This is a genomic window from Microbulbifer sp. ABF4_143, assembly GCF_056160225.1.
In genome coordinates this window covers 79004-102129 of record NZ_JBSWWT010000009.1, presented here as the reverse complement: position 1 = coordinate 102129, position 23126 = coordinate 79004, and the positions used below count along the sequence as shown (strand labels likewise).

Genomic DNA, 23126 nt, shown 5'->3' with positions numbered 1-23126 from the left:
CTGTGATTGCATCCTAATAGGCGGGTGTGACAAAAAGATGACAGGCCGCAAGGGAACCTCTGAATAACGCCATGGCCTCTCTGGCTTTCAGAGCGGTTCACAATCAAGGCGCGACTTTGCAAGAATGTCTAGACCTTTCAAAAAGTCGCAACGCAGAGTGTGGATCGCTCTGAAAGCCCCGCAGGGCGGGCCCTGAAGCATGCATCTGCGGCGTTGCCGCTCTTGCAAAGGACCGGGCCATTCGCTGCGAGCCGCGCCTTGCATCTGCACGCTTCAGGGCCCGCAGAGAGGCTATGGCGTTATTCAGAGGTTCCCAAGGCTATTTGCGCCGCTGGTGCCGCTCCAGGTTTTCCTGGCGCCTGCGCTCGCTCTTGCGCAACAGCACATAGGTTGCACCCAGGCCGCCGTGCTGTTTCTGCGCGCTGTGGAAAGCGAGCACCTCGTGCAGCTGCGGCAGCCAGTGATTGACGCAGCTCTTCAGCAGTGCCGGCTGCTTGCGCCCCTCGCCCTTGCCGTGGGTGATCAGCGCGCAGCGCACATCCGCCTCGACACAGTCGCGCACGAATTCCAGCACCGCGCGGCGCGCCAGTTCCACCGTGTGGCGGTGCAGGTCGAGGCGCGCATCCACCGGGTATTTGCCCAGGCGCAGGTTGCGGTAGACGCCGTTCTGCACGCCATCGCGCTTGAATTCGAGCGGATCCCAGGGATCCACCGGTTCGACGAACTCACCGGAGAGCGGATTCAGTTCGCGCGCGGTCTCCTGCACCGCCGCCTCGCGGCGCGCGCGCTGGCTCAGGCCCGCATTGCGCGGCGCCTTCTTCAACGCCACGCGGGGCTCCTGCGCCAGGGGCTTTACGTCGCCCAACAGGCCCAGGGCCTGGTGAAAAACTTCGCTGTCGCTGGACATACTACCCCCCAGCCCAATTACGGTTCGAGAAAGAGATCCACCGCCAGTTGATCGGCCTTGGCCGGATTGTGCGCATATCCGGTAAAGTCGCTGACGCCGCGCTCGCCCAGCAGCTCTTCGTCGATCAACTGGCGCCCACTGAGCGCGTTGTTCTCGGTGATCAGCACTTCGTAGGCGGCATCGGCCATCACCGCCGGCTTGCGGCTCTGCTCGAACATCTCGCGGTTGCCCACCGCAAACTCGATAGCCGCGGTGGCGACCAAGGTGCGCGGCCACAGGGTGGCGACACTGACGCCCGCCTCGCGCAGCTCCTCCGCCAGGCCCATGCTCAGGATGGTCATGCCAAACTTCGACAGCGCGTAGGGCGCAAAAGGTCCGAGCCACTTGGGCTGTAGGTTCAGCGGCGGCGACAGGCTGAGGATATGGCCGTTGCCCGACTGCTTCAGGTAGGGCATCGCCAGGTGCGCGGTCAGGTAGACGGCGCGGCTGTTGATGCTCTGCATCAGATCGTAGCGCTTCGGCGGGGTGGACTCGACATTGGTCAGGTTGATCGCGCCGGCGTTGTTCACCACCGCATCGATACCGCCGAACGCCTCCGCGGCCCGCTGCATCGCCTCGGCGACCCGCTTCTCGTCGCGCACATCCACCTGCAGCGGCAGCGCCCTGCCGCCGGCGGCCTCCACCTCCTCCGCCACCGAGTGGATGGTGCCGGGCAGCTTCGGGTGCGGCTCGGCGGACTTGGCGGCGATGACGATATTGGCCCCGTCCGCGGCGCATTTGAGCGCTATCGCGCGGCCTATGCCGCGGCTGGCGCCGGTGATGAAAATCGTGCGCCCCTTCAGGGCGCCGGTATTCTCGGTCAGGGTGATAAATGTTTCACTCACTATCGGCCTCCGGGACAATGACTGCCGGGCTGTAAATGTCCTTGAACTCTTTCGGCATCCGCTTCGGTTTGCCGCTGGACAGCTCGATACACACCATCTGCCACTGGGCGCGCAGCAGCAGCGCCTCGTCGGAGGCGCGGAACACCTGGAAGCGGCGGGTTATATTCAGGCGCCCGTCCACCCGGGTGAGCCAGGTGCCGAACAGCAGTTCGTCGCCCTCCCTGGCCGCCAGTATATAGTCGTACTCGGCGTGACGGATGGCCATACCGCGGTCGAGACCCTGGTAACTGCTGACATCCAGCCCCAGCGCCACGCTGTGGGCCCAGGCGGCGCGCTCGCACCAGCGCACATACTCGGCGTTGTTGGCGTGGTGCAGGCCGTCCACGTGTTGCGGCTCCACGGTGACTCTCCACACGAAGGGCCGCGGCAAATCCCACTGCATTGGCGTTCAATCCCAACCGCTTGAATGCCTGGGAGACTATGGGATAGCGAGGTCCGGGGCAAGGTCGGGACTCGGGACACGAAGGAATCACACAGCCAGATGCGAAGGCCCAGCCGCCACCAAACTCGATCTAATCACCCAAACGCAACAAAACGGCAGGGATTGCCGTTTTGCACAGCCGAAGACTGCCCACAGGGTGAGGGCCGGGGACGGCCCAAATGAAAAAGGCCCCGACTGGGGCCTTTTCGATTCAGAGCGGCGAAGCGATCAGGCTTCGGCCTGCGCTTCCTTGGCGCCTTCCGCCTGCTTCTGCGCCTGGGCCAGGGCCGCGGCGAAGAGGGCGTCGAAGTTGATCGGCGGCAGCATCAGGGCCGGGAAGGAGCCCTTGGTCACCACGTTGTCCACGACCTCGCGGGCGTAGGGGAAGAGGATCTGCGGGCAGGCGGTGTTCAGCGCCTGGGCCAGCTGCTGGCCCTCCAGCCCCTTGATGGTGAAGAGGCCGGCCTGCTTCACTTCCACCAGGAAGGCGGTCTCTTCTTCCAGCTTGACGGTGATGGTCAGGGTCAGCGCCACTTCATACAGATCTTCGTCGATCTTGGCGGTCTTGGTGTTCAGTTCCTGGTTGACCTGGGGCTTCCACTGCTTCTTGAAGACCTCGGCACCCATCGGGGTCTCGAAGGAGAGGTCTTTCAGGTAGATGCGCTGCATCGCGAATTGTACTTGCGGGGCCTCTGAGTTTGCCGCTGCGCCGTTTTGTTCTTCAGCCATGTCAATGCCTGTTCTCGATATAAGTGGTTTATTTCTGCCTTCCGTGAGAAAGACTCCCTGTATGAGTCTCTCAAATGGGGCCTTCGAATACCGTTTCAAGGCCGGAATAATGAATTTATCGCGCGATTCTTCCCCGCGTCTTCAGCCGCTCAACAGCCTGTCCAACTGGCCGCCGCGCGCCAGGGCCATCACCTCGTCGCAGCCGCCCACATGGTGGTCGCCGATCCAGATCTGCGGCACCGTGTGGCGGCCCGCCTTGGCGGCCATCTGCGCGCGCAGATCCGGGTTGCCGTCCACCGCTATCTCCCGGTATTGCGCCCCTTTGCTGTCGAGCAGTTGCTTGGCGCGGATGCAGTAGGGGCAGAAACGGGTGGTGTAGATAACGACTTCTTTCACAACGCCTTCTCTTTCAACACCGGCGCGGCACGGGCCGCGCCCTCGGTCAGCTCTTTACCAACGGCAGATTCTGGTTGGCCCACTCGGTCATGCCGCCCTGCAGGCGCCGCACCTGAAAGCCCTGCTGCTTCAGCAGCCGGCCCACCGCGCCCGCGTGCTGGCCCAGCTTATCGGCCACGATCAGCGGCTTGTCCTTGAACGGCGCCAGCTCGCCGATGCGGGCGGCCACCTCGCCGTGTGGAATGTGCACCGCATCGACGATATGGCCGGCGCTGAACTCGCTGCGGTCGCGCACATCCAGCACCCGCGCACCCTCGCTGTTGATCAGCTTGGTGACCTCGTGCACCGAGGCCGGAGTGCCGGCCCTGTGGCGCTCACTCAGCGCAAAGGCGTACAGCAGTACCACCAGCAGGCTGACCAGCAGCCACTGCTCGCTCATAAAGACGAAAAAGTCCACTTCTTTTCCTTCTACCTAGCAATCCAATGGATAATCCCGATCTAGCGGATTGGCGCCCGCAAACGGCCGGCACGGCTGTGCGCCATCCGCGGGCTCGCGCCGGCGCATCCCTGCGCCATATTCCCGTATTGTTGTGAGCGGCGCCATCCGGCGCCCAATGCGGCGGGAGTATACACGATCGTGGCCAAATCTTAATCAGCAAAATTGTGCACTGGGTAGCGCCGGCCGCAGCGGCCGGCGTGGTTAATCGCTACACAATTAGGTTAAAATCCGCGTCCCTATTTCTCCCACCGGCAGAGGAACATCATCGCAATGGCCGCCGAGCAACAATCGCCCAGCCCCTCGTCCCAAGGTCCCCTGATCCTGCTGATCCTGGACGGCTTCGGCCACAGCGACAATCCCGAGCACAACGCGATACACGCGGCCCATTCGCCGGTGTGGGACCAGATCTGGGCCAGCCGCCCCAAGACCCTGATTAAGACCTCCGGCATGGCGGTGGGCCTGCCCGAGGGGCAGATGGGCAACTCGGAAGTGGGGCATATGACCCTCGGCGCCGGCCGGGTCGTCTACCAGAACTACACCCGCATCAACAAGGCGATCGAGGACGGCGACTTCTTCCGCAACCCGGCCTATACCGCCGCGGTGGACAAGGCGATCGCCAACAACGGCGCGGTACATATCATGGGGCTGCTGTCCGAGGGCGGTGTGCACAGCCACGAGGACCATATAGTCGCGATGGTGACCCTGGCGGCCCAGCGCGGCGCCGGAGAAATCTACGTACACGCCTTCCTGGACGGCCGCGACACGCCGCCGCGCAGCGCCGAGCCGTCGCTGGCGCGCCTGATGCAGGTGTGCGACTCGGTCGGCAATGCGCGCATCGCCAGCCTGGCCGGGCGCTACTTCGCGATGGACCGGGACCAGCGCTGGGAGCGCACCCAGTCGGTCTACGACCTGCTGACCCGGGGCGAGGCGGAGTACCAGGCCGTCGACGCCCTGGCCGGCCTGGCCGCGGCCTACGAGCGCGGCGAGAACGACGAATTCGTGGCCCCGACTCTGATAGGCCCGGCGGCGCCGATACAGGACGGCGACGCACTCATCTATATGAACTTCCGCCCGGACCGCGCGCGCCAGCTGACCCGCGCCTTCACCGAATCCGCTTTCGACGGCTTCCAGCGCGCGGTCGCGCCGAAACTGGCGGACTTCGTGATGACCACCGAGTATGCGGCCGATATCCAGGCCAGCTGCGCCTTCCCGCCGGAGCAGCTGGTAAATTCCTTCGGCGAATACCTGGCGGCCCAGGGCAAGACCCAACTGCGCATCGCCGAGACCGAGAAGTACGCCCATGTGACCTTCTTTTTCAGCGGCGGCCGCGAGGAGCCCTATCCCGGCGAGACCCGCGAGCTGATTAAGTCACCGAATGTGGCCACCTACGACCTGCAGCCGGAGATGAGCGCGCCGGAGGTGACCGACAAGCTGGTCGCGGCCATCGAGAGCGGCGCATACGACGCCATCATCTGCAACTACGCCAACGGCGATATGGTCGGCCATACCGGCGTCTTCGAGGCCGCGGTGAAGGCGGTCGAGGCCCTGGACAAGTGCGTGGGCCGCGTCGTGGACGCCGCACTGGCGGCCGGCGGCGAGGTGCTGATCACCGCCGATCACGGCAATGTCGAGGAGATGTTCGACGCCGACTCCGGCCAGGTCAGCACCCAGCACTCCACCCTGCCGGTGCCCTTCGTCTACGTGGGTGAGCGCAAACTCAGCCTGCGCGACGGCGGCAGTCTGGCGGACGTGGCGCCGACCATGCTAGCGTTAATGGGCCTGCCGCAGCCGGCAGAGATGACGGGTAAAAGTCTGGTGCAATTCGACTCATGACTCACACGATGAGAGCCCTGGCGGCAATCCTTTTCGCGCTCCTGTCCCTGCCCGCCGCGGCGCAGACCGACGAAGCGCAACAGGCGCGCCTGGCCGAGATCAAGCAGCGCATAGAGGCGCTGCAACAGGAACTCAACCAGGTCAGGAGCCAGCGCGACCAGCTGCTCAAAGACCTGGAGGCGAACGAGAAGAATATCTCCGAGCTGCACCAGCGCATCGACCAGATCAAGCGCGATATGCACAGTCGCGGGGAAAAGCTGCGGGAGCTGCGCGAGGAACAGCAGCAGCTGGAGGAATCGCGGCGAAGTATGCAGCGGCGGGTCGAGCAGGAAGTCGCCGCCGCTTACCGACTCGGCAGACAGGAGCAGATCAAACTGCTCCTGAACCAGCAGGACCCGCAACACATCGCCCGCCAACTCCGCTACCACCAATACTTCCTCCAAGAACGCAGCCGCGTCATCGACGACTACCTCGCCACCCTAAACACCCTGCAGACGGTCAGCACCAGCATCCAGCGCGAGCGCGACACCCTGGACGCCGAGCGCCGCCAGCTGCAGCAGCGCCAGGACCAGTTGCAGAGCGCCCAGCGGCGGCGCCAGTCCACCCTGGACCAGCTGGCCGCGCGCCTGGCGGACAAGAGCGGCGAGCTGCAGCAGCTAAAGGGCGACAGATCCCGCCTGCAGAAACTGGTGGACGAGGTGGGCCGCGCCATCGCCTCGCTGGTGAACCCGAAGGACCAGCGCCCCTTCGCCAGGCAGCGCGGCCGCATGCAGTGGCCGGTGAAGGGGCGCCGCACCAACGCCTACGGGAAGCCGCGCGCCAACGGCATCCCCTGGAAGGGCATCACCATCGCCGCCGCCGAGGGCGAACCGGTGCGCGCGATTCACCGCGGCCGCGTGGTCTTCTCCGACTATTTGCGCGGCCAGGGCATGCTGATCATCCTCGATCACGGCGACGGCTATATGAGCCTCTACGCCCACAACCAGTCCCTGACCCGCAGCCTCGGCGAGTGGGTCGAGAGCGGCGACACCATCGCCCGCGTCGGCAACACGGGCGGCCAGGCCAGGAGCGGCGTCTATTTCGAGATACGCCACCGCGGCCGGCCACAGGACCCGACCATCTGGTGCCGCTCCTAAGAGAGACCGCTCGAATACGGATGCGAAGGCCCTGAGCCCGCGAGAGAGCGGGCGCAGCGGATACATCGCCGCACAAGGGCGAATAGGAGGTTCGCTCCAGCCACGCCAGGTATTCGCGGCGCCTTCGGCCCCTGGGGAACCTCTGAATAACTCCATAGCCTCTCTGGCTTTCAGAGCGGTTCACAATCAAGGCGCGACTTTGCAGGAATGTCTAGACCTTTCAAAAAGTCGCAACGCGGAGTGTGAATCGCTCTGAAAGCCCCGTAGGGCGGGCCCTGAAGCATGCATCTGCGGCGTTGCAGCTCTTGCAAAGGGCTGGGCCATTCGCTGCGAGCTGCGCCTTGCATCTGCACGCTTCAGGGCCCGCAGAAAGGCTATGGAGTTATTCAGAGGTTCCCTAGATGTCAATTTCCGGAAAAATCCGCCCGCCGTTGACCACCGGCCACCGCTCACGACACGGTGGACACAGCCGCCAACTTGAGAACCCTGCCCGTCCCCGGGTCTACACTTTCGCAAAGAAGCGAAGAAATAAGGCAGAGGTTTCAACGATATGTTCACCGCCAAAGCGCTGACCACATTTATCGGCGCAGCCGCCCTCACCGCCCTGCCCCTGATGGGCCTCAGCGAAGGCGGTTCCACCCCAAAACTGCTCCCCGAAACCGCCACGCGCCTGCCGCTGGAAGACCTGCGCAGCTTCGCCAAGGTGTTCGAACAGATCCGCCAGGGCTATATCGAGGAGGTGGACGACAGCACGCTGCTCGAGTACGCGATCAAAGGCATGCTGCAGGGCCTGGACCCACACTCCTCCTATCTGGACCGCGAATCCTTCGACGACCTGCAGGCCAACACCACCGGCGAATTCGCCGGCCTCGGCATCGAAGTGGGCATAGAGAACGAGCACATCACCGTGGTCACGCCGATGGACGACACCCCGGCGTCCCGCGCCGGCCTGAAGGCCGGCGATATCATTCTGCGCCTCTCCGGCAAATCCATGAAAGGGGTCAGCCTGGACGAGGCGGTGGAGCGCATGCGCGGCCCCAAGGGCAGCAGCGTGACTCTGACCATAGCGCGCAAGGGCTACAAGCAGCCGTTTGAAGTCACCCTGAAGCGCGACACGGTGCGCGTGCGCAGCGTGCGCAGCAAAGTGCTCGACGAGGGCTACGGCTACCTGCGCATCAGCCAGTTCCAGCTGGACACCGGCAATGACGTGGCGCGGGAAATCCGCAAACTGCAGAAGCGCGGCAAGCTGAAGGGCCTGATCGTCGATCTGCGCAACAACCCCGGCGGCGTGCTGCAGTCCTCGGTGGAAGTGGCCGACGCCTTCCTCGAGGAGGGCCTGGTGGTCTACACCGAGGGCCGCACCGAGTCCGCCAACCTGAGCTACTCCGCCGAGCCCGGCGACCTGACCGAGGGCGCACCGCTCGTTGTACTGATCAACGAGGGCTCCGCCTCCGCCGCGGAGATAGTGGCCGGCGCGCTGCAGGATCACCGCCGCGCGGTGGTCATGGGCACCGACAGCTTCGGCAAGGGCTCGGTGCAGACGGTGATTCCAATCAACAACGAGCGCGCGATCAAGCTGACCACCGCGCTCTACTACACGCCGAATGGCCGCTCGATCCAGGCCCAGGGCATCACACCGGATATCGTCGTGGAGCGGGTCAAGATCACCCGCCTGAACGAGCGCGCGCGCACCACCGAAGCCGATCTGGCCGGCCATCTGGGCAACGGCAACGGCGGCGAGGAGCGCAACTCCGAAGACCGCGCGCGGGAGAAGGGGCAGCGCGACGACTGGCTCGACCGCGACAACCAGATTTTCGAGGCGCTCAATGTGCTCAAGGGGCTGAACCTCTACGCCCAGAGGGACAGGGGGCTGCGCGCGAAAGTCGCCCGCGCCGACTGAGTCCGCCACGGAAATGCGGGGGCGAACCCAGTGTTCGCCCACAGGCCCACAGGGATGTACCGGCGAATCCCGTATTCGCCCGCAAACCAGACCGCGCGATTTGTGTTCGTGCACGGTTTTGGAAGGTGGTTATGCAACAGCATCGCGCCGGCGAAGAGGGCCAGCCCATTCCCCCGCGCTCGGACCGCTTCTACAAGCTGGGAGACGACTGGTACTTCCAGATACGCGGCGGCGCCTGTTTCGGGCCCTACCCCTGCCGGGCCGAGGCGGAGCGCACCGCGCGGCTATTCTTTTCCCCACCGAAGGATAGCGACGGCAATCTGCGCGGTGCGGTGATCCATCCCTTCGGCAGCCAGCGCGCCAGGCACTGGCACAAAAACCACAGACTCTGATCCCTCCCGGAATTCGGCAAAGCGCATCCGGCGGCTGCGCTTACAGGCGCATCTCGATACCCGCATCCCGCATAAAGGCCTTGGCCTCGGCGATGGTGTATTCGCCGAAGTGAAAGATACTCGCCGCCAGCACCGCATCGGCGCCGCCCTGCAGTACCCCGTCCGCCAGGTGCTGCAGATTGCCGACGCCGCCGGAGGCGATGACCGGCACCGGCACCGCGTCCGCCACGGCGCGGGTCAGCGCCAGATCGAAACCGTTCTTGGTGCCGTCGCGGTCCATACTGGTCAGCAGAATCTCGCCGGCACCCAGATCCGCCATCTGCACCGCCCACCGGACCGCGTCTATGCCGGTGGGCTTGCGCCCGCCGTGGGTGAAGATCTCCCAGCGGCCCTCGCTCACCTGCTTCGCATCTATCGCGACGACGATGCACTGGCTGCCGAAGCGCTCGGCGGCCTCGCGCACGAAGTCGGGATTCTTCACCGCGGCGGAATTGATCGCGGTCTTGTCGGCGCCGGCGTTCAACAGGTTGCGGATATCCTGCAGGCTGCGCACGCCGCCGCCGACGGTCAGCGGAATAAACACCTCGCCGGCCATCTTCTCCACCGTGTGCAGCGTGGTGTCACGGCCCTCGTGGGTGGCGGTGATATCGAGGAAGGTGATCTCGTCCGCGCCGGCCTCGTTGTAGCGCCGCGCTATCTCCACCGGGTCGCCGGCATCGCGGATATCGACGAAATTGACTCCCTTGACCACGCGGCCGGCGTCGACATCCAGGCAGGGAATAATTCTCTTGGCCAGTCCCATTTTATTGGTTCCAGTCGTCGCAGAGCCGCTGCGCCTCGCGCAGATTCAGCTTGTTTTCGTAGATGGCTCGGCCGGTGATGGCGCCGGCTATCTGACCCGCCTCCAGCAGTTGGCGGATATCCTCGATACTGCTGACACCGCCGGAGGCGATGATCGGCACATCCACCGCGCGCGCCATTTCCAGCGTGGCCGGGATATTCACGCCCTGCATCATGCCGTCGCGGGCGATATCGGTATAGACGATCGAACTCACACCGCAGTCGGCAAAGCGCTTCGCCAGCTCGGTGGCCTGCAGTTCGGACACCTCGGCCCAGCCCTCGGTGGCCACCAGACCGTCCTTCGCATCCAGGCCGACGATGATATGGCCCTCGAACTCGCGGCAGGCCTCTTTCACCAGCTGCGGATTCTTGACCGCGGCGGTGCCGATAATGGTCCAGGTCACGCCGGCGTCCAGGTATTTTTCGACGGTGTGCAGATCGCGGATACCGCCGCCTATCTGTATCGGCAGCTCCGGAAACTGTTTCGCGATCGCGGTGACCGCCTCACCGTTGACCGGATTGCCGGCGAAGGCGCCGTTCAGATCCACCAGGTGCAGCCGCCTGGCCCCCTCGTCGACCCAGTGCTGCGCGGTGGCCAGCGGATCGTCGGAAAATACGGTGGCGTCGTCCATCTCGCCCTGGCGCAGGCGCACACACTGGCCGTCTTTCAGATCTATTGCGGGTATCACTAGCATTTTTCTTTCCACGTTAATTGATGGGCACGCTGCACTTTGCCCATCCTACGGAAATTGGTGGGGATTGTAGGATGGGCAAAACGCAGCGTGCCCATCATCAGATGCGGCCGTTCCAGCCGACAAAGTTCTTCAGTAGCTGCAGGCCGGCGTCGGCACTTTTTTCCGGGTGAAACTGGGTGGCGAAAATATTTTCCCGCGCCACCGCGGCGGCCAGCGACACGCCGTAGTCGGTCTGCCCGGCCAGATCCGCGTTGTCTTCGGCCGGCACATAGTAGCTGTGCACGAAATAGAAGCGGCTGCCGTCCTCGATATTGTTCCACAGCGGGTGCGACCGCTTCTGCGCGACCCGGTTCCAGCCCATATGGGGGACCTTCAATCTCTCTCCCCCTTCCTGCAGATCACTGCCGAAAAACTTTACCGGTTGCGGGAATATATCCAGGCAGTCGACGCCGTTGTTCTCCTCGCTGTGGCGCATCATGATCTGCATGCCGACGCAGATACCCAGCACCGGCAGGCCGGATTCAATCGCATCTTTCAGCAGGGGTGCGAAGCCGGCCTCGGTAAAGCCCGCCATACAGTCGCGGATGGCGCCGACACCCGGCACCAGCAGCCGCTCGGCGCCCTCGGCCTGATCCGGTGTTGTGGCCAGAACCACCTCGTCGCCCGGCGCAACCTTCAGCAGCGCGCTGGCCACCGAGTGCAGGTTGCCCATGCCGTAGTCGAGAACCGCTATTTTCTGCATCAGAGCACACCTTTGGTGGACGGCATGGTACCGGCCATACGCGGATCCGGCGTCAGCGCCATGCGCAGCGCGCGGCCGAAGGCCTTGAATACCGTCTCCACCTGGTGGTGGGCATTGTGGCCGCGCAGGCAGTCGATATGCAGAGTCACCAGGGCGTGATTGACGAAGCCCTGGAAGAATTCGTAGAAGAGCTCGGTGTCGAAGTTGCCGATACGCTTCTGGGTGAAGGGCACGTCCATAACCAGGCCCGGGCGGCCGGAGAAGTCCACCACCACCCGCGACAGGGCCTCGTCCAGCGGCACATAGGCGTGGCCGTAGCGGGTCATGCCCTTCTTGTCCCCGACCGCCTCGTTGATCGCCTTGCCCAGCGTGATGCCGATATCCTCCACCGTGTGGTGATCGTCGATATGCACATCGCCGTCGCAGGTGATATCCAGGTCGATCATGCCGTGGCGGGCTATCTGATCGAGCATATGCTCGAGAAACGGCACCCCGGTATCGAACTGGCCACGGCCGTCGCCGTCCAGGTTGACGCTGACGGCGATCTTGGTTTCCAGGGTGTCGCGTTTGACGCTGGCCTTGCGCATTGAGGGGCAATCCTTCCTTCGGGCGAAATAAGATAGAAGGCGCGGATTATAGGACGAATGACCGCCCCTGTGGCCGGTTGGTGACAGATGAAACTTGATTAGTGGCCGGGAGCACATATCATACCGCCCATGGTCAATCACTCCCGCCAAAGATCCCGTTTCTGGGCCAGCCTGTTGCTGCTGCTTGCACTGCTCGCAGCCCAGCCGCTGTGGGCGGAACATATCCACCTGAACGACGGCCAGGTGGAGTTGTGCGACCTCTGCTTCAACCATATGCCGGGCGCCATCGGCAGCGCTTTCCAGCTCGCGCAGCCGGCGCCTGCGGTCATCTACGATACCCGGTCCGCGCCGGTTCCGCGCGACTGCCAGCCGGAGCGCCAGAGCGCCCGCGCGCCGCCCCTATTCCTGTCACTCCGCTAAATGGCGCCGAGCGGCTCCGCCCCTCGCCCGCCATCCGCAACCCGACAAAGCCAAAACACCGATAAGTTTTTAGCGGCGACGCCTGCCTGTTCACATATGCGGGCCCGCCGCCCGTGTGACAGGAATAAAAACCGATGAACAAGACCAGCAAACTGGCCCTGGCGATCGCCGGCGCCCTGACTCTGCCCGCCGCCAACGCAAGCGAAGCCCTGGAAGAGGTCAATGTCACCGTTTCGCCGCTGGACAAGCCCGCCGACGCGGTGGCCGCGCCGGTATCCGTGCTGTCCGGCGAGACGCTGCGCGACGCGGCCGCCGCCACCCTGGGTCAGACCCTGAACAGCCAGCCGGGCGTGGCCAACGCCTCCTTCGGCAGCGGCGTGGGCCTGCCGGTGATCCGCGGCCAGAGCGCCAACCGCGTGCGCGTGCTGAACGACAACCTGGACGTGTCCGACGCCTCCAACACCTCCTCCGACCACGCGGCCAGCATCGAGCCGCTGCTGGCCGAGCGTATCGAGATACTGCGCGGCCCGGCCGCGCTGCGTTACGGCAGCGGCGCCATCGGTGGCGTGGTGAATGTGATCGACGGCCGCATCCCGACGCAGGTGCCGGAGAAGCTCGAGGGCGCGCTGGAGATGCGCCACAACAGCGGCAACAGCCAGGACGCCGGCGTCTTCCGCCTGAACGGCGGCACCGGCCAGCTCGCCTGGTACCTGGACGGGGTATACCGCGAAAACGGCGATACCGAAATCCCCGGGCTCGCCATCATCCACCGCGACGAAGAGCACCACGGCGAGGAACACGCTGGCGAGGAGCACGGCCACGAAGAGGAATTCAACACCGACGGCTACGTGGGCAACAGCAACAACCGCGCCCACAGCTACAGCGGCGGCCTGTCCTGGATCACCGACAGCGGTTTTATCGGCTTCTCCGTAAACCAGCTCGAAAACAACTACGGCATTCCGCTGGGTGCCCATGTGCACCACCATGAGGAGCACGGGGAACACGAGGAGCACCACGAGGAGCACGAGGAAGAGCACGCCGGCGAGGGGCATGAAGAGCACGAGGAACACGAAGAGCACGGAGAACTGGCCCCAGGCGAGGACACTGTGCGCATCGCCATGCAGCAGACCCGCTACGACCTCAAGGGCGAGCACCGCTTCGACGACGAATACTGGGACAAACTGAGCCTGCGCCTGGGCCACAATGATTACGAGCACGTGGAGCTGGACGCAGGTGAACCGGGCACCCGCTTCACCAACAAGGCGTGGGAAGGCCGCGTGGAACTGACCCACGACAACGGCGGCCCCTGGCGCGGCGCCTACGGCCTGCAGCTGACCGACAAGGACTTCGCGGCCATCGGCGACGAGGCCTTCGTCCAGCCCTCGAAGACCCGCAGCGCGGGCCTGTTCACGATGAAGGAGCGCACCTGGGGCGACTGGCACCTGGACCTGGGCGGCCGCCTGGAGCGCGTCAGCGTGGATCCGCAACTGGGCGGCAAACAGGATTACGACCTGTTCGGCGCCAGCGCCGCGCTGCAGTACTTCCTCGCCGAACACCAGCACGTCAGCCTCGGCCTGACCCACGCCGAGCGCGCCCCGGTGGCGGAGGAGCTCTTTGCCGATGGCGCCCACCTGGCGGAAGCCCGCTACCTGGAGGGCGAGGAGGATCTCGACAAGGAGAAGTCCCTCAACCTGGAGCTGGGATACCACCATCACAACGAGGCGGCCTCCGGCTGGCACGCCGCCCGCGTCGAGGCCAACCTGTTCTACAACCGCGTCACCGACTACATCTACGCGGCCAACACCGGCGAGGAACACCCCGAGGAAGAGCTGGCTATCTACGGCTACACCAACCGCGATGCGGTCTTCTACGGCGCCGAAGTGTCAGTACGCCTCCCCTTCGCCGGCGGGCACTATGTGGAGCTCTTCGGTGACAGCGTGCGCGCCAGCTTCACCAGCGACCTCCACCTGCACCACGAGGAAGAGGAAGAAGGCGAGGAGCACCACGACCATGAGCACGAGGAAGGCGAGGGCCGTGCATACAGCCGCGACGTGCCGCGCATGCCGCCGCTGCGTGTCGGCCTGGCCCTCGGCGGCATCTACGACCAGTGGAACTGGGAGTGGCGCACCACCAGGGCTTCCGCACAGGAGCGCGCCGGCGCCTTTGAGGCGGAAACCGACGGCTACACCCGCATGGACCTGACCGCCCGCTACAACTTCAAGCTCGGCGGCACCGACGCGGTACTCTTCGCCAGTGCCCGCAACCTGCTGGACGAGGAGATCCGCCACTCCACTTCCCTGCTGCGCGACTTCGCCCCGGAAGCCGGCCGCAGCGTCGAGGCCGGCGTGCGCTTTATTTTCTAGAGCGCAACTGCTTCAATGTGCCGGCCCCCGCCCGTCGGGGGCCGGATCTCCTACAATACCCGGATGACCGCCCCGCCGGGAACGCCGGGCCCGGTCCGGCATCTTAGATTGGGCAATCCCGCCTTCTACAGATAACAGGGATATTTCACTCCATGGCCTGGATCAAGCGCACCCTTGTCGTACTGCTCGTCGTCTTCCTGCTGCTCGCCGGCGCCGTCGCCTGGCTGCTGGCCGGTCTCGACGTCAACAAATACAAACCGCAACTGGAGCAGCTGGCCGCCAAGCAGGGTATAGCCCTGAAACTGGACGGCGATATCGGCTGGCAGCTGTGGCCGAATATCGCCCTCAAGCTCGAGGGCGTGCAGCTGGCGCCGCTGCCGCAGCCCGAGCAGCCGCTGGTGCGCGCGGACACCATCTCCGTCGGCGTGGCGCTGATGCCGCTGCTGAAGAAGCGCATAGAGGCGCAGGAAATCCTGTTGATGGCGCCGCAAATAGACCTGAGCGTCGACGAACAGGGGCGCGGCAACTGGGCGCTGATCACCGACGCGATGGAAGCACAGAGAAAGCAGGCCGAACAGCAGCCACCCGAGCTGGACCTGCCGGCGGACAAACCCGCCCAGGACCTGCACTTGGCGCTGGAAAAGCTGCGCATCGAGGACGGCCGCATCCGCTACCGGGATGCGGGCAACGAGACCGAATACACGCTGGAACAGCTGCGCGTCGCCGCCGACAACCTGGTGCCCGGCGGTGAACCTGGCCAGGTGGAGGCCGGCGCCCTGATCAGCGGCAGCGCCCTGAAGCAGCCGGTGCGGATCGATATCGACAGCACCCTGGCCCTGGACGAGGGCCTCAACGGCCTGCGCCTGCAGCCGCTGCAGCTGGCCCTGAGCAGCGGCGAGGCCGCGGCCAAAATCCACCTGCGCGGCCATATCCGCCGCAGCGGCACCGACCAGCCCTGGCAGATACAGATGGCCGTCAACGCCGGCGCCGAGCCGCTGCGCCCCTGGCTCGCCGTCACCGGCACCGAACTGGCCACCCAGAGCGGCGCCGTGCTGCAGAAACTGAGCCTCGAGACCAGCGTCGAGGGCACCGACAAGAAACTCGACCTGACGCCGCTGCAGCTGCAGCTGGACGACACCGTCTTCACCGGCAGCGCCCAGCTGCGCAACGCCGATATGCCGGGGCTGGACCTGACCCTGCGTGGCGGCACCCTGGTGCTGGACGACTACCTGCCGCCGCCGGCGCCGGAAACCGAGCAGCTGCAGGCCGAAACACCCGCCGCTCCGGCGGCGCCCGCGCCGCTGCCGCTGACCGCGATGCGCGGCTTCAACGCCAACCTGGACCTGTCCCTGGAGCGGCTGCAGGCCGTCGACCTGCAGCTGGACAGACCGCAGCTGCAGCTGACCGTCGACAACGGCCTCTACCAGCTGCAGAAGCTCTCCGCCGATCTGTACGGCGGCGAGCTCAGCAGCAACGGCCAGTTCAACGCCCGCGGCCAGTCCGCCGAGGCCGAGATCAGCGGCGGCCTCGCCAATGTGGAGATCTCCAAAGTGCAGCAGGCGCTCTTCCCCAGCGACCGGGTGCAGCTGTCCGGCAAGACCAGCATCAACTGGGCCGCGCAGACCCGCGGCACCGACACCGCGCAACTGCAGAAACAGCTGCGCGCCGCGGTGCAGCTGTCCAGCGACCAGCTGGCCCTGGCGCCCTTCAACCTGGAAAAGGGCATGTGCCAACTGGTCAGCTACGCCGAGAAGACCCCGCTGCCGGAACGCGACTGGCCCGCCAGCACCCGCCTGCAGGACCTGCGCGTGAATATCGCGATCGAGGGCGACAAGGCCAAGATCCAGGAGGTGCTCGCCGGCGTGGAGAATATCGCGATGACCGGCGACGGCGAGATCGACCTGGAAAAGCAGGAGTTCGACTTCGCCCTCGGCCTGGCCCTGGTCGGAAGCCGCACCTCCGCCGACGGCTGCACCGTCAAGAACGACCGCTGGCGCAACCGCCCGCTGCCGCTGCGCTGCAAGGACAGCTTCAAAGACGCCGGCGTCGGCAGCTGCAAACCCGACAGCCGCCGCCTGGACGACCTGCTGCGCGACGAGCTCAAATACAAGGCCGAAAAGAAGTACGGCGAGAAGGTGGAGAAAAAAGTCGAAGAGCTGAAAGAGAAATTCAAGGGCCTGTTCAAGCGCGACTAGCCCCGGGAGCGCCGAGCCCCAGCTCGGCAAGCGGCCGCACGGCCGCCAAGCCACCAGACCGACAGCAAACCCAATGACCCCAAAGCAGTTTCAACAGGCCGTCCTCACCTGGTTCGACCAACACGGCCGCAAGGACCTCCCCTGGCAGCGGGATATCAGCCCCTACCGCGTCTGGATCTCGGAGATTATGCTGCAGCAGACCCAGGTGTCTGCGGTCATCCCCTACTTCGAGCGCTTTATGGCCAGCTTTCCGACCCTCGAGCGCCTCGCCAGCGCGCCGCTCGACGAGGTACTGGCGCACTGGAGCGGCCTCGGCTACTACGCCCGCGCGCGCAACCTGCACAAGTGCGCACAGACACTGGTGAGTGATTACTGCGGCGAATTCCCCCGCGATGTCGAGGCCCTGGCAGGGCTTCCGGGTATCGGCCGCTCCACCGCCGGCGCCATCGCCAGCATCAGCATGGGCCTGAAGGCGCCGATACTGGACGGCAACGTCAAGCGGGTGCTGGCCCGCGTTCACGCCGTCGACGGCTGGCCCGGCCAGACCGCGGTGGCCAACAGGCTCTGGCAGCTGGCCGAGACCTATACGCCGGATATGCGCACCAACCACTACACCCAGGCGATGATGGATCTGGGCGCCACCCTCTGCACCCGCACCAGGCCCCGCTGCGACGACTGCCCGCTGGCGGCAGCCTGCGCCGCCCGCGCCCAGGGCAACCCGCAGGACTACCCGGGCAGGAAACCGCGCAAAGAGAAACCGGTGCGCAGCGCCACCCTGCTGCTGCTCGAGCACGGCGGGGAGATCTATCTGGAACAGCGCCCGCCCAGCGGCATCTGGGGCGGCCTCTGGTGCCCGCCGCAACTGGACGGGGACGACGGCGGCGAGGCCAGCGCACAGGAGTGGCTGGCGGTGCGGGAGCTGCACGCCCAACAGATCTGTACGCTGCCGCAGCTGCGCCACACCTTCACCCACTTCCACCTGGAGATAGCGCCGGTGTGGATACAGCTGGCAAAAGCGCCCGCCCTGGTGGCGGAGAGCGGCGGCGGCTGGTATAAACTGCGCCAAATCAACCGCCCCCGCGCGGCACAGGAGCTGGGGCTGCCGGCGCCCATCGTCAAGCTGGCCAAACAGCTGCTGGCGCTGCAGGCGCCGCTGCTGGCCCCCTGCACCGCCGACTGAACCGAGGAGATGTCCATGTCCAGAATCGTATTCTGCCGCAAGTATCAACAGGAACTGGAAGGCCTGGACGCGCCCCCCTTCCCCGGCCCCAAGGGCCAGGACATCTTCGAAAACGTGTCCAAGAAGGCCTGGCAGGAGTGGCTGGCGCACCAGACGATGCTGATCAACGAAAAGCGCCTCAACATGATGGAACCCTCCAGCCGCGCCTACCTGAGCGAGCAGATGCAGAAGTTCCTGAACGGCGAGGCCTACGACGAAGCCGAGGGCTATGTGCCCCAGAGCGGCGATGGCGATAAAGAGCGTACAGACGACTAAAAAGTGAGCGCCCACTAACACAAAAACTATTTAGCAATCAAAGGCTTGACTCAGCCCCGGGGAGCGGGTTTAATACGCGCCTCGCGACGCCGGGCAAGCCCGGAAATTCGCAAGGCCCAGATAGCTCAGTCGGTAGAGCAGGGGATTGAAAATCCCCGTGTCGGTGGTTCGATTCCGCCTCTGGGCACCATTTTTCCCTTCTAAATCAAAGGGTTAGAAGTTCCAATTCTGACACTTTGGCCGCAAGCAATCCCAGAGTGTCCACAAAGTGTCTACGCAGATTTAAATGCGCGGCACTTTTTCACGGAAGAAAATAAACAGGACAGGGATTAAAGGAATGTTTCCCACACCACACCCTCTTGCCACTCGTGTCGAGCGACTGCTGGCTGACTTCGCCAAGAAGGACAAGCCTACAGTAGCCGACTTCGCGGCACTTCGCTGCTTCGGCCACCTCTACGATTCACTTGATCGATACCGGGCCAAAGCCCAAGACATGAGCACGAGGGAATTACAGCGAGAGAAGCACAACTCTCGCCGATTGGCCCGCAATCTAACCAGGTGTGGGGAACCACGCCCATCCTCTCGCTGTGACGCCCACGCCATAGTGTCCGGGCAGCATCGACTTTCCATGGAGGTTCGCGGAGTGCTCGCCTGGTTGAAGATGCGTATTGACGACCCTCACAATGGCTGCTGGCTCCCTCGGGACTGGGACGACAGAGGCCACATGCCCAACCACCTGCGCAAGGCTGTACCGCACAGGCGTATCCACCATGAAGGATACTACCGGTGGCTAGGTGACAGGGTTCGCCCGCAAATGATCAGAACTTCAGATCAATTGATCCAGGCACTTCGGCTGATCCGAGTAATGCTACAGAGTGGCAATGTTCCGACTTATGTGATGCCTCAGACGGGGAGGTAACCATGATCTACAACCTTCTGTTTGCTCGCGGTTATCTGATGATGCTCTGGGACACCGATCAGATAGACGCCCTTGCCGGAAGCGACGATATCGATCGCCGCATTGACTTTAATGGAGCCCCGATCCGGCAAAAGGAGTTTTTCCGCGAACCATTGAAAGTTAGCTTTACTCCCGAGTTTCCTGGCGATAAAGGGCTAGTCGTTCCGGACCTCTGTGTTTCAGCTGGCAGACTCTACCTCAATGCAAAAGCTTACGACGTACTCCACGATCTAATTCAGGAAGACGGTGAATTTTTGGATCTGATCGACGACCGTGGACAGCCAGGTTATCTCTTTAACCCGCTACGCATTGCGGAAGAGATTAATGCGCTGGACACCAAGCTCAGCCGAAAGAACGAGTGGGGCGATGTGGAGAATATCGCCTTTCATGAGGAAAAGACTAAAGATTGGCAGGTGTTCCGCTGTGAATTCAACGGCTATATGCGGCTTTACTGTCAGGAGCCAGTTAAGGAGGCCATTGAGAAAGCAGGTCTAACAGGTCTATACATAACCACTGATCTCACCTCTCCCTTTCCCGCCTCTCAAGATACATCGACCAACCTTAACTAATCTTCTATTAGTTGCACCCCACCATCATAATAAAACTTCCGCAAAGGCGGACAAACAAGTTGGGCTTAAGGGCGCCAGCCTTATAAAGACTGAAATGAATGATGTTAATTTTGTAATGAGGGCATTTTAATATTTGAAGCACCGTTGCCTATTAGGCAACGGTGTACATGGTTATGCTGCCTTACTTCTGTTTTGAATGCAGTTTAGAACTGACCACTTTATCAATTCAATAGTGGAAATGTTATCCATTCGCAAACATGAAGCTACCACTAGGGCTTGTGAGCAAGCTATGACAAAATTATCTCCAAAACTTAATTTCCTACCTATTGCCTCAAGTCGCCCGGCATAGTCGTTGAATCTTGATATTATCTCCTTTTCTGGATGATCAATTTTTGGAGGGCTTGCATCCTTTTTGCAAACCAAAATGGCATCCAAATTTATAGGGTCTTTGGCTGCACTTTTTGGGCTCGCAACTGACATTTCAGCCTTGATGGGATGCGCAGCGACGATATCAAAACCTGCTCCAGTAACAGATTTGTAAATTGCCATCCAGCCGTCAATAGTTGAATGATGATAACTGAAACATAAAAGACCATCGTCTTTTAGGACTCGATTACATTCATTGAAAATGCTGCAAATCTTTCTTGTAAAACTTTCCTTATCTCGGTCTTGAACTTCATTTTCATGAGATGAATCTTCTTTGCTCAAGTAGTCATATTCACTGCCAAGGGAGTTTGACAACCATGAATAGAAGAAGTCACTCAATTCACTGTAATGAACAAAATCAAAGTATGGTGGATCGGTAACAACAGCATCAACAGATGAATCAGGAATGGGAAGTGAAGAACTATCACCATTCAACACTAACGCACCATGCGTTGCATTGCGAAAGTCATCCCATGAGGAGGTAACGCTAACTTTTATTGGGTCGCTACATACTATTTTCCTTGATGAACGTTTTGTGCCGTTTCTTTCAATTGCAATTTCAAAAGGCTCATCAAGATAGATCTTCGCTTTAATCAAGCGGCTTTTAAACATAGTGGAAAATGTCCCACTGCTTTTTCCCGGCGTCCCCCATACTGTGTTTTCCAAGGGCGTTCGTTCAGGCTTTAGTATGTGATTTGAAAACATGTGGCGAACAGCCCCAGTCCCCTCACCTTTAAAACTACAAAAGAGATTGTTAAATTCAAGTATCCCACTGAAAAGACAAACAAAGTGATCGCGAATCACTCTGTCTTCAATCTTCATAATTCTTTGAAGTAATAATCCAAGGCATAATAATTGGCGGTTATTGAAGAAATCACGCCAACAATTGTAATTATAGCCACGAGCTTGGTTCGTGTTGTAGCCGGGTCGAACTTCCATTGTGGGCAATGGAAGTTCACTTTCTATCGAAGCGAGCTTTGCCTTTGCTCTATTTAGAAGATCGTGATCATATTGTGTCGGCTTGATATAAACCTTTTGACCATCTTCGTTTAGCGCCATAATTGCATAAAGTTTATGCTCTGGTGCTTTATTTCTTGCAGCTACCAAGTCTTTAATTTTGTATTCATTTCCTCGACTATCGATCACCTTTGCGCCACTAACTGGCCCGCTCTGAGGGTTAAAGGTATGTGCGCAGCAAGGGCATTCAACTTCAGTTGCATTGTATTTTTCTACAAATATAGATTCGCATGATGGGCACCATATTTGAGAGCTTGGCTTTTTGCTTGGATAGGCGTTCTTGCTAAATACATAGCTAGAAAACAGAGGTATCTCTTCACCGTTAGGTGTGGTTACAATTTTCACCCAAAAATAATAAAGAGCCGCAGTCGGTTTTGACGCGCCAGGAACTATAGTTGTGTAGTATGAAAGTATCTCTTCTTTTACATCACGTTCAATTGATTTATATTCCGCTTTCAGTGCATTTAAGTTTACATTCGTCAATGCTTGGGTAACTAAGAAGGTGCTGACTGGGTTTACATCACATCCAATGACATTGGCACCAAGTTTTGCAGCTTCACCCAACGTGGTTCCTGACCCCATAAATGGATCGAGAACGATCTTGCCTGCATGGTTCTGGTATTCATGAAAGTTCTTCCAACTTCCTTCTGTCAATGCACCTGAAACGATTGAGCGAAATACACTTCCCAATCGCTTTGCCCACCATTTGTGGATATGATAGATAGGACGATTGATTTCCTTTCGGTAGCTTTCAATTTCAGCTATTTCATCAATTTCTTCAAAAGGAAAATCTTTTTCTATTACATGCTTCATGCTATTCACTTAATACTGGCATGGACCCATTAACCCGCTGTCGTGCTGCTCTTGTTTTGCAAGCGGCGAAAATATCTTCAACTAGTTTTGGTTCGGCAGCATGGTCTTTTTTACCATTATCCACAACACTGTATAAAAAGTTATTTTCGTAAATATCACGCCGGGAAATCTCTTCCGTCACCAAGTGAGAAATTTGGAGATTTTCACAATCGTGCTTCTTTGGCACAAAAACTTTTCTGGTATGAAAGCACGTTAACTTGTGATTAAGCGGGTTTGGATATGTGTACATTGCCCGGTGGCGAACTGAGCCTTCACCGTAAGGGCCATGATTATATTCTGTTTGGTTGGCAACTTTTGCTTCTTTGTGAAGATTGAAGTCGTAGTTGATAAAGTCGCCGTGCATCAAAATAAGTGTAACGATACTGGCACTATCGTTACTTAATAGCGCGTACAGATAGTAGCAGGGAATGTCTACCGTCGCCTTGCCAACCTTAATCAGTGCAGTTCCACATGGCAAGCAACTATTGTAGTCCATAGTAAGACCACGTGAGTCTGCACCATTTTTTTGTTGAATTAATTTCTTAACTTCAATGCCTACAATAACTCCCGTTTTCTTGTCACGGATGATAATGTCCGGAGTCGTTAGCTTGCCGGAACTTACAACTTCCAGACCAGGGAATGCTTGACGTAATTCTTGCCCAATTAGGCAGTCAAAAGGGTCATCTTGAACTGTGCCGACTAGAGAGGGTGCACGAAGATCAATGGGGATGACGCCGCTGCCGGAAATCTGACTATAAAAGTGATCGTAAACAGCCTTCATTATTTGGTGTTCGTTATGGTACATACTAA

23 protein-coding genes and 1 tRNA gene are annotated in these 23126 nt (G+C 61.1%); 12 read left to right on the top strand and 12 right to left on the bottom strand.

All coding sequences use genetic code 11. The features are described from left to right. Positions 1–319: 319 nt before the first annotated feature. The 6 genes from smrA to ACXAF3_RS09150 form a co-directional block, all read right to left on the bottom strand. Positions 320–907, bottom strand: coding sequence for a DNA endonuclease SmrA (gene smrA, locus ACXAF3_RS09175; RefSeq protein ID WP_475111996.1), 588 nt, complete (start codon positions 905–907; stop codon positions 320–322). A gap of 17 nt (positions 908–924) precedes the next feature. Further along, positions 925–1791 carry an SDR family oxidoreductase gene (locus ACXAF3_RS09170; protein ID WP_475111995.1) on the bottom strand — a complete coding sequence of 289 codons (867 nt, stop codon included), beginning with the start codon at positions 1789–1791 and terminating at the stop codon, positions 925–927. Next, complete coding sequence (locus tag ACXAF3_RS09165) at positions 1784–2233, bottom strand: acyl-CoA thioesterase (protein ID WP_475111994.1); 450 nt, start codon at positions 2231–2233, stop codon at positions 1784–1786. The genes ACXAF3_RS09170 and ACXAF3_RS09165 overlap by 8 nt, the downstream gene beginning before the upstream one ends. 267 nt (positions 2234–2500) lie before the next feature. After that, positions 2501–3001: a protein-export chaperone SecB gene (gene secB, locus ACXAF3_RS09160; protein WP_475111993.1), complete on the bottom strand. Its 501-nt coding sequence runs from the start codon at positions 2999–3001 to the stop codon at positions 2501–2503. A gap of 141 nt (positions 3002–3142) precedes the next feature. Further along, complete coding sequence (gene grxC / locus ACXAF3_RS09155; RefSeq protein ID WP_475111992.1) at positions 3143–3397, bottom strand: glutaredoxin 3; 255 nt, start codon at positions 3395–3397, stop codon at positions 3143–3145. Between the two features lie 46 nt (positions 3398–3443). Next, positions 3444–3854, bottom strand: coding sequence for a rhodanese-like domain-containing protein (locus tag ACXAF3_RS09150; protein WP_475111991.1), 411 nt, complete (start codon positions 3852–3854; stop codon positions 3444–3446). Positions 3855–4166: 312 nt separating this feature from the next. On the opposite strand from ACXAF3_RS09150, the gene gpmI reads away from it, so the two are divergent. The 4 genes from gpmI to ACXAF3_RS09130 all read left to right on the top strand — a co-directional run bounded on the left by gpmI (position 4167) and on the right by ACXAF3_RS09130 (position 9157). Further along, entirely contained in the window at positions 4167–5729 is a 1563-nt protein-coding gene (gpmI, locus tag ACXAF3_RS09145) for a 2,3-bisphosphoglycerate-independent phosphoglycerate mutase (RefSeq protein WP_475111990.1), read from the top strand. Then, a complete protein-coding gene (locus ACXAF3_RS09140; protein WP_475111989.1) occupies positions 5726–6865 on the top strand; it encodes a murein hydrolase activator EnvC family protein in 1140 nt (379 codons plus the stop codon). The genes gpmI and ACXAF3_RS09140 overlap by 4 nt, the downstream gene beginning before the upstream one ends. Before the next feature lie 550 nt (positions 6866–7415). Beyond that, the gene (locus tag ACXAF3_RS09135) at positions 7416–8765 is read left to right on the top strand and encodes a S41 family peptidase (protein ID WP_475111988.1); all 1350 of its coding nucleotides are present in this window, start codon (positions 7416–7418) and stop codon (positions 8763–8765) included. A 131-nt stretch (positions 8766–8896) separates the two neighbouring features. Beyond that, positions 8897–9157 (top strand): DUF6316 family protein, encoded by a 261-nt coding sequence (locus ACXAF3_RS09130; RefSeq protein ID WP_475111987.1) that lies wholly within the window; start codon positions 8897–8899, stop codon positions 9155–9157. 40 nt (positions 9158–9197) lie between these two features. On the opposite strand, the gene hisF is transcribed toward ACXAF3_RS09130, so the two are convergent. From hisF to hisB, 4 genes are all read right to left on the bottom strand, one after another. Beyond that, positions 9198–9959, bottom strand: a complete 762-nt coding sequence (gene hisF, locus ACXAF3_RS09125) for an imidazole glycerol phosphate synthase subunit HisF (protein WP_475111986.1) — start codon at positions 9957–9959, stop codon at positions 9198–9200. Position 9960: 1 nt separating this feature from the next. Beyond that, complete coding sequence (gene hisA, locus ACXAF3_RS09120; protein WP_475111985.1) at positions 9961–10692, bottom strand: 1-(5-phosphoribosyl)-5-[(5-phosphoribosylamino)methylideneamino]imidazole-4-carboxamide isomerase; 732 nt, start codon at positions 10690–10692, stop codon at positions 9961–9963. Between the two features lie 97 nt (positions 10693–10789). After that, on the bottom strand, positions 10790–11434 hold the full coding sequence (hisH, locus tag ACXAF3_RS09115; protein WP_475111984.1) for an imidazole glycerol phosphate synthase subunit HisH: 645 nt from the start codon (positions 11432–11434) through the stop codon (positions 10790–10792). Beyond that, a complete protein-coding gene (gene hisB / locus ACXAF3_RS09110) occupies positions 11434–12021 on the bottom strand; it encodes an imidazoleglycerol-phosphate dehydratase HisB (RefSeq protein WP_475111983.1) in 588 nt (195 codons plus the stop codon). Before hisB ends, hisH begins: the two co-directional genes overlap by 1 nt. A 129-nt stretch (positions 12022–12150) precedes the next feature. Between hisB and ACXAF3_RS09105 the strand changes: the two genes are divergently transcribed. The 8 genes from ACXAF3_RS09105 to ACXAF3_RS09070 all read left to right on the top strand — a co-directional run bounded on the left by ACXAF3_RS09105 (position 12151) and on the right by ACXAF3_RS09070 (position 20021). Next, the gene (locus tag ACXAF3_RS09105; protein ID WP_475111982.1) at positions 12151–12441 is read left to right on the top strand and encodes a hypothetical protein; all 291 of its coding nucleotides are present in this window, start codon (positions 12151–12153) and stop codon (positions 12439–12441) included. A gap of 134 nt (positions 12442–12575) precedes the next feature. Further along, entirely contained in the window at positions 12576–14804 is a 2229-nt protein-coding gene (locus ACXAF3_RS09100; protein WP_475111981.1) for a TonB-dependent receptor, read from the top strand. A gap of 152 nt (positions 14805–14956) precedes the next feature. Next, positions 14957–16999 (top strand): AsmA family protein, encoded by a 2043-nt coding sequence (locus ACXAF3_RS09095; RefSeq protein ID WP_475111980.1) that lies wholly within the window; start codon positions 14957–14959, stop codon positions 16997–16999. A gap of 73 nt (positions 17000–17072) precedes the next feature. After that, positions 17073–18179 carry an A/G-specific adenine glycosylase gene (mutY, locus tag ACXAF3_RS09090; protein WP_475111979.1) on the top strand — a complete coding sequence of 369 codons (1107 nt, stop codon included), beginning with the start codon at positions 17073–17075 and terminating at the stop codon, positions 18177–18179. A 15-nt stretch (positions 18180–18194) separates the two neighbouring features. Next, positions 18195–18494 carry an oxidative damage protection protein gene (locus ACXAF3_RS09085; protein ID WP_475111978.1) on the top strand — a complete coding sequence of 100 codons (300 nt, stop codon included), beginning with the start codon at positions 18195–18197 and terminating at the stop codon, positions 18492–18494. 114 nt (positions 18495–18608) lie between these two features. After that, a tRNA-Phe gene (locus tag ACXAF3_RS09080) sits at positions 18609–18684 on the top strand. A gap of 96 nt (positions 18685–18780) precedes the next feature. Next, positions 18781–19413, top strand: coding sequence for an AHH domain-containing protein (locus tag ACXAF3_RS09075; protein ID WP_475111977.1), 633 nt, complete (start codon positions 18781–18783; stop codon positions 19411–19413). A 2-nt stretch (positions 19414–19415) separates the two neighbouring features. Next, positions 19416–20021 carry a hypothetical protein gene (locus ACXAF3_RS09070; RefSeq protein ID WP_475111976.1) on the top strand — a complete coding sequence of 202 codons (606 nt, stop codon included), beginning with the start codon at positions 19416–19418 and terminating at the stop codon, positions 20019–20021. A 171-nt stretch (positions 20022–20192) separates the two neighbouring features. Here the strand turns inward: ACXAF3_RS09070 and ACXAF3_RS09065 are convergent, their stop codons facing one another. Beyond that, the gene (locus ACXAF3_RS09065; protein WP_475111975.1) at positions 20193–22277 is read right to left on the bottom strand and encodes a DNA methyltransferase; all 2085 of its coding nucleotides are present in this window, start codon (positions 22275–22277) and stop codon (positions 20193–20195) included. A gap of 1 nt (position 22278) precedes the next feature. Further along, positions 22279–23121: a hypothetical protein gene (locus ACXAF3_RS09060; protein ID WP_475111974.1), complete on the bottom strand. Its 843-nt coding sequence runs from the start codon at positions 23119–23121 to the stop codon at positions 22279–22281. Between the last annotated feature and the right edge of the window lie 5 nt (positions 23122–23126).

Bases quoted from the DNA above. Each gene is read 5' to 3' on its own strand.
- smrA (WP_475111996.1), bottom strand. From the start codon at position 907: ATGTCCAGCGACAGCGAAGTTTTTCACCAGGCCCTGGGCCTGTTGGGC.
- ACXAF3_RS09165 (WP_475111994.1), bottom strand. From the start codon at position 2,233: ATGCAGTGGGATTTGCCGCGGCCCTTCGTGTGGAGAGTCACCGTGGAG.
- secB (WP_475111993.1), bottom strand. From the start codon at position 3,001: ATGGCTGAAGAACAAAACGGCGCAGCGGCAAACTCAGAGGCCCCGCAA.
- gpmI (WP_475111990.1), top strand. From the start codon at position 4,167: ATGGCCGCCGAGCAACAATCGCCCAGCCCCTCGTCCCAAGGTCCCCTG.
- ACXAF3_RS09140 (WP_475111989.1), top strand. From the start codon at position 5,726: ATGACTCACACGATGAGAGCCCTGGCGGCAATCCTTTTCGCGCTCCTG.
- ACXAF3_RS09135 (WP_475111988.1), top strand. From the start codon at position 7,416: ATGTTCACCGCCAAAGCGCTGACCACATTTATCGGCGCAGCCGCCCTC.
- ACXAF3_RS09130 (WP_475111987.1), top strand. From the start codon at position 8,897: ATGCAACAGCATCGCGCCGGCGAAGAGGGCCAGCCCATTCCCCCGCGC.
- hisF (WP_475111986.1), bottom strand. From the start codon at position 9,959: ATGGGACTGGCCAAGAGAATTATTCCCTGCCTGGATGTCGACGCCGGC.
- hisA (WP_475111985.1), bottom strand. From the start codon at position 10,692: ATGCTAGTGATACCCGCAATAGATCTGAAAGACGGCCAGTGTGTGCGC.
- hisH (WP_475111984.1), bottom strand. From the start codon at position 11,434: ATGCAGAAAATAGCGGTTCTCGACTACGGCATGGGCAACCTGCACTCG.
- hisB (WP_475111983.1), bottom strand. From the start codon at position 12,021: ATGCGCAAGGCCAGCGTCAAACGCGACACCCTGGAAACCAAGATCGCC.
- ACXAF3_RS09105 (WP_475111982.1), top strand. From the start codon at position 12,151: ATGGTCAATCACTCCCGCCAAAGATCCCGTTTCTGGGCCAGCCTGTTG.
- ACXAF3_RS09100 (WP_475111981.1), top strand. From the start codon at position 12,576: ATGAACAAGACCAGCAAACTGGCCCTGGCGATCGCCGGCGCCCTGACT.
- ACXAF3_RS09095 (WP_475111980.1), top strand. From the start codon at position 14,957: ATGGCCTGGATCAAGCGCACCCTTGTCGTACTGCTCGTCGTCTTCCTG.
- mutY (WP_475111979.1), top strand. From the start codon at position 17,073: ATGACCCCAAAGCAGTTTCAACAGGCCGTCCTCACCTGGTTCGACCAA.
- ACXAF3_RS09085 (WP_475111978.1), top strand. From the start codon at position 18,195: ATGTCCAGAATCGTATTCTGCCGCAAGTATCAACAGGAACTGGAAGGC.
- ACXAF3_RS09075 (WP_475111977.1), top strand. From the start codon at position 18,781: ATGCGCGGCACTTTTTCACGGAAGAAAATAAACAGGACAGGGATTAAA.
- ACXAF3_RS09070 (WP_475111976.1), top strand. From the start codon at position 19,416: ATGATCTACAACCTTCTGTTTGCTCGCGGTTATCTGATGATGCTCTGG.
- ACXAF3_RS09065 (WP_475111975.1), bottom strand. From the start codon at position 22,277: ATGAAGCATGTAATAGAAAAAGATTTTCCTTTTGAAGAAATTGATGAA.
- ACXAF3_RS09060 (WP_475111974.1), bottom strand. From the start codon at position 23,121: ATGTACCATAACGAACACCAAATAATGAAGGCTGTTTACGATCACTTT.